This window comes from Suttonella ornithocola, from assembly GCF_001889065.1.
Lineage (GTDB): Bacteria > Pseudomonadota > Gammaproteobacteria > Cardiobacteriales > Cardiobacteriaceae > Suttonella_A > Suttonella_A ornithocola.
Genome location: NZ_LWHB01000144.1, coordinates 1 through 5,164 on the forward strand (window position 1 = coordinate 1; position 5,164 = coordinate 5,164).

General features: G+C 40.0%; 7 protein-coding genes. 1 reads left to right on the top strand and 6 read right to left on the bottom strand.

What is annotated here, in order from left to right:
* On the top strand, positions 1–218 hold a 218-nt coding region (locus A5N85_RS10660; RefSeq protein ID WP_249023961.1), incomplete at its 5' end, for a transposase.
* A 74-nt stretch (positions 219–292) separates the two neighbouring features.
* Here the strand turns inward: A5N85_RS10660 and A5N85_RS10665 are convergent.
* The 6 genes from A5N85_RS10665 to A5N85_RS10690 form a co-directional block, all read right to left on the bottom strand.
* Positions 293–586, bottom strand: a complete 294-nt coding sequence (locus tag A5N85_RS10665; protein WP_072577211.1) for an RNA-binding regulator — start codon at positions 584–586, stop codon at positions 293–295.
* Positions 587–674: 88 nt separating this feature from the next.
* Positions 675–1,607, bottom strand: coding sequence for an ABC transporter ATP-binding protein (locus tag A5N85_RS10670; protein WP_218564809.1), 933 nt, complete (start codon positions 1,605–1,607; stop codon positions 675–677).
* On the bottom strand, positions 1,604–2,746 hold the full coding sequence (locus A5N85_RS10675; protein WP_072577212.1) for a MalY/PatB family protein: 1,143 nt from the start codon (positions 2,744–2,746) through the stop codon (positions 1,604–1,606). The genes A5N85_RS10670 and A5N85_RS10675 overlap by 4 nt, the downstream gene beginning before the upstream one ends.
* Positions 2,743–4,344 (bottom strand): ubiquinone biosynthesis regulatory protein kinase UbiB, encoded by a 1,602-nt coding sequence (gene ubiB / locus A5N85_RS10680; protein WP_072577213.1) that lies wholly within the window; start codon positions 4,342–4,344, stop codon positions 2,743–2,745. Before ubiB ends, A5N85_RS10675 begins: the two co-directional genes overlap by 4 nt.
* The gene (locus A5N85_RS10685) at positions 4,344–4,961 is read right to left on the bottom strand and encodes a ubiquinone biosynthesis accessory factor UbiJ (RefSeq protein WP_072577215.1); all 618 of its coding nucleotides are present in this window, start codon (positions 4,959–4,961) and stop codon (positions 4,344–4,346) included. Before A5N85_RS10685 ends, ubiB begins: the two co-directional genes overlap by 1 nt.
* Positions 4,962–4,966: 5 nt before the next feature.
* Positions 4,967–5,164: class I SAM-dependent methyltransferase (locus tag A5N85_RS10690; protein WP_169818660.1), on the bottom strand; the 198-nt coding region annotated here is incomplete at its 5' end.

The following is a 5,164-nucleotide window of genomic DNA, read 5'->3' on the forward strand; positions in this document are numbered from 1 at the left end:
TTGTCATGGACAATGCCGCTTTTCATAAACGCAGTGATATTCAAGCAATCATTGAAGAGCATGGGCATGAGATAGTTTGGTTACCCCCTTATAGTCCAGACTTAAATCCCATTGAAAAGATGTGGGCTTGGATTAAGCAAATACGCAAAGAATGGCGGATGGATTGTATTGATACTTTATTCTTTTATCTGCTTTGGATTGGGTTGGGTTTTAGATGATTGCACTATAGATAGTGAAATAACAAAAAAGCCCGATTATATCGGGCTTTTTATTCCATGATAAAGCGTTTTGCTTACCAACGATTACCGCCATTATTACGACGTTCACCTTGTGGACGCTCTTCACGAGGACGCGCTTCGTTCACGCGTAATGGACGTCCGCCAACTTCTTTATCGTTAAATGCTTCAATGGCTTTTTTAGCTGCTGCACTATCACTCATTTCAACAAAGCCAAAGCCTTTTGAGCGACCGGTATCTCGCTCTTTTACGATACTAGCGCTTTGGACATCACCATATTGCGCAAACATGTCACGAAGTTCGCTTTCAGACGTACGATAAGAGAGATTACCTACATAAATATTGGTCATAATTAAATCCTTTCCTGCGTTAACACTATTCACTACCCGACACCTAACGCAAGAAAATCGACAGCGCTTTACCTTTTTGGTAAATTTTTTAGGGTGACTTCGAACCTACGTATTTTAAAAATAGCGCTTCCAGCCGATTCATTTTATTCCGTAGCGATAAGACGTTTACTCCTTGCGCGTTTAACGCTAAGAATAATTGAGAGAGTCCTTTAGATTTTGGTACTAATACTTCCAATGTACTCTCGTCTTTTTGCACTACAGTAAACCCTGTAATGTGCGCACTATCCACTGTTATTGGTTCAATGTCAAGCACAAATGCTTCTTCGTCTGCTTGAGCGAGTAAAGATTTCATACTACTTTGATGAACAATCTCTCCATGATTGACAATTCCAACGTTACGACAAAGACTTTCTGCCTCCTCAAGATAATGCGTAGTTAAAATAATCGTGGTTCCATTAGCATTGATTTCTTTTAGAAATTCCCACATAGATAATCGTATTTCTAAGTCTACACCTGCTGTTGGCTCATCTAAGATAAGTAATTTTGGTTCATGCGCCATAGCGCGAGCAATCATTAACCGTCTTTTCATTCCCCCCGATAAGGCTCGTGCTTGAACATCTTTTTTCGATAATAAACCTAATTTATCTAAATAATAGAGAGCCCGTTCATTAGCTTGTGCGCGAGATAAATTATAAAATCCCGCTTGATTACGCACGATGTTATAAGCGGTTTCAAAGATATTGAAGTTAAATTCTTGAGGGACAAGTCCAATCGCTTTTTTAGCTTCGCTAAAGTTTTTATCAATATCTACACCAAAAATGCGGATAGTGCCGGCTGTTTTTTTCACTAATGACGTGATAACGCCTATTGTCGTTGATTTTCCCGCACCATTAGGTCCTAAGAGTGCGTAAAAATCTCCTGGTGCAACCTGTAAATCAATGCCTTTAACGGCGTGAAAACCATTTGAATAAGTTTTTTCAACGCCAATCAATTCGAGCGCTGGAGGATTTGAAGTCATCATAAAGCGTTCGCAGCTGTTACAGCTTTTTCAAAACGTTTTAGCGCTTCCTGAAGTAGCTCTCGTGAGCACCCAAAGTTTAACCGCACAAAACCTGGTGCATCATAATCTGCACCATCTGCAAAGCCTAAGCCATAGCTTTCAAAATATTGCTGCGGATTATCAACTTTTAAGCCTCTGCAATCGATAAATGCCAAATAGGTTGCTTCTACTTTTGCCATAGAAACGCCTTCTAATCGCTCAACACATTGCGCTATCAATCGTGCATTTTCTGCTAAATAAGCAATGCTTTCTTGTCGCCATTGCTCTCCATATTGATAAGCGGCGGTCGCCATTACTCTACCTAATACATTCACATCATTTAGTCCAAGTGCCGCTTGACGAAATTGATGACGCAAATCACTATCCGCAATAATAGCAAACGCGCAACATTGTCCAGCAATGTTATAAGTTTTACTTGGTGCCATCAAAGTAATTGTCCGAGATAAGGCATCTTCGTCTAGCATCGCAAACGGTCGATGTTGCGTACCATTTAAAATCAAATCGCAGTGAATTTCATCTGAACAAACGATTAAATCATGCTTTTTCGCAATTTCATGATATTTTGCGAGTTCTTCTGTTGTGTATGCCCTACCAATAGGATTATGCGGATGGCAGAGAATCAATAAACCACAATCTCTCTCTGAAGCAGCTTGTTCAAGCGAATCAAAATCAATTTTCCATTGCTGGTTTTCATAGAGCGCAGGAACTAATTGATGTTGAAATTGGCTCAACATCGCACTATTTTTAAAAAAAGGTGGATAGGTTGGTGTAACGGTAACCGCTATATTTTTCCCCTGCATTTGAGAAACTGCACGTGAAAAATTCAATCCCGGTACACATCCGGGGATAGGAACTAACCACTCTTTTTGAATTTGCCATTCATAATGCGTTTGGCAATGTTCAACAACGGATTGCAAAAAGCATTCTTCATCATAAGGATAGCCAAAAACGGGATGTTGTAGTCTTTTTTCTGCTGCTTCAATAATTTCTGGCGCAATTTCAAAATCCGTATCGGCAATCCAAAGCGGAATAATGTCTTGATTGACATATTTTTGCCATTTTTTTGAATCACTTTGTTGGCGATTATTGGAAATTTTCATGTTTTTCTCCTCCTAAAGATTAGGAATAATCCTAGTATTGCCATAATAATCAATGCATATCCCTGTAGCAATGTTGGCTGTCCTGTCACCCATAAACTGATGGCTGCAATCAATAAAGCCGCGCCACTAGGTAAACGCCAATCGCTCGTCGGTTTAGTTTTTTGTAGCTGTTTTTGTTCTAATTGGCCTTGCATCAAGCGATACGCCAAAATAGGCATCTTAGGCAGAATATCGGCATATTCATGCGCATGCACACGAAAACGCTTAAACATTGCTTTTGGTCCTATTTGTTTACGCATCCAATCTTCTAATACCGGTTTTGCCGTTGTCCACAAATCTAAATCTGGATATAGTCGTCGCCCTAGCCCTTCTACATTAAAAAAGGTTTTTTGAAGTAAAACGAGTTGCGGCTGAATATGCATATTAAAGCGTTGAGCAGTTTGGAATAAACTAAATAAAAAAGCACCAAAAGAAATATCTTTTATTGGTTTACCAAAAATCGGTTCGGATACTTTTCGAATAGCTGCTTCAAAATCGGTTACGCGCGTATCTGGTGGTACCCAACCAGATTCCACATGAAGTTCAGCCACTCGACGATAATCACGATTAAAGAAAGCAAGAAAATTTTCTGCCAAATAATGCTGATCTTCGGGTGTCAAACTGCCCATGATGCCAAAATCTATCGCGCAGTATTTTGGGTTTTCAGGGTCTTCAATATCGACAAAGATATTTCCCGGATGCATATCCGCATGAAAAAAACTATCTCTAAACACCTGAGTAAAAAAGATTTCCACTCCTCGCTCAGCCAATGCTTTTTTATTTACCCCTACCGCTTCCATCGTTGCTTCATCGGATATATTGAGATAGAAAATTCGCTCTTGCACCATTACTTTACTGCGACAATATGCCCAATAAACTTGTGGAACATGTAAAATTTTAGAGCCTGCAAAATTTGCCTTTACTTGGCTAACGCTCGCGGCTTCATTCATTAAATCCAGCTCGTTTTCCATGGTATATTTAAACTCTCGCACCACTTCTAACGGTCGCAAACGTTTACCTTCTTTTGTTCTAGCCGCTAACTGAGCCAGTAAAGTCATCAGCTGAATATCTTGCTCAACCTGCTTTTCTACATTAGGGCGTAAGACTTTAACCACAACCTGCTCACCTGTTAGCAGTACTGCACCATGGACTTGCGCCACGGAAGCAGACGCCAATGCCGTATCTTCAAATTGCTGAAAAATACTATCAATAGGCTGCCCTAAAGCTTTTTCCGTAATTTGACGAGCGACCTTACCTTCAAACGGCGGCACTCTATCTTGTAGTTTATTCAGTTCTAGCGCGATATCTCCCGGGATTAAATCTGGTCGAGTAGATAGTGTTTGCCCTAACTTAACAAATATCGGTCCTAATGCCTCTAACGCCAATCTTAAGCGTGCGCCTCGAGGGAGTTCATTTTTCCGTCGGCGATAATAAGCAGGATGCAAACGGACACTATAACGCACCCAGCGGAAAACGCCTTCATCTGGTAATAATTCATCAAGATGTTGATGAATAACAATATGGAATATTTCGTAAATTCGTTTGACAGAGTGGAACATTATCCGCGTTCTCTTAATTGATTTTCTAATTGTTTAAAGCGTGCCTCTAAGCGTTGTAAACGCTCATCAAGCGTATTCATTTGTTGTTGATATTGCGTAAATACTTCACGATTAACACCGATACCTTGCTCACCTACCAACCATTCACGCAATACACTTTCAGCTTTTTCTTTTGCGATTTCGCCTTGATAACGCATTTGCTGCCAAGCACTAATCGCCGCACTTCCTAATTTATCCCCTAAACGACGATTGAGCGCTGCCTCAAAATCTGGCGATAAGCTACCCATAACCCTTTGGAATTGCTGTGCCGTGTGTAAATCACCTTCAATATAGAGCTTGTCATTTTCATTACGTTTTTCTTCTTGTCCTCGAAATAGATGAAGAAAACCACCCAATGTTCCAGATAAACGAACATCACAATCATTAAATGGAGCATCACTAAATCTCAACGCCCCATCTTCAACTTTAAATATCCATGGCGTTGCAGTGAAATCTAGCTGAATACCAATATGACGCTCATTCAATTTACTCAGCTTTTCTTGTGCCTGAGGGTCTAGGCTTAAAGCACGATTAATCGCGTTTTCAATTAACGTTGCATTAAAAAAATGTTCAATCATAAGCATTATTCGGGTTTGAAACCTTGATGAATAGCAACCACGCCATTCGTTAAATTTTGATATTCGCAGCGTACCAAGCCAGCTTCTTCGAATAGCATCTGTAATGCCATTTGATCAGGCATCATCCGAATAGATTCGGCTAAATACTGATAACTGTCTGCATCTTTTGCAATTAATTTACCCATTTGTGGTAAAAAGCTAAA

Coding starts and splice junctions, on each gene's coding strand:
- A5N85_RS10665 (WP_072577211.1), bottom strand. CDS start 586: ATGACCAATATTTATGTAGGTAATCTCTCTTATCGTACGTCTGAAAGC.
- A5N85_RS10670 (WP_218564809.1), bottom strand. CDS start 1,607: ATGATGACTTCAAATCCTCCAGCGCTCGAATTGATTGGCGTTGAAAAA.
- A5N85_RS10685 (WP_072577215.1), bottom strand. CDS start 4,961: ATGATTGAACATTTTTTTAATGCAACGTTAATTGAAAACGCGATTAAT.
- A5N85_RS10675 (WP_072577212.1), bottom strand. CDS start 2,746: ATGAAAATTTCCAATAATCGCCAACAAAGTGATTCAAAAAAATGGCAA.
- ubiB (WP_072577213.1), bottom strand. CDS start 4,344: ATGTTCCACTCTGTCAAACGAATTTACGAAATATTCCATATTGTTATT.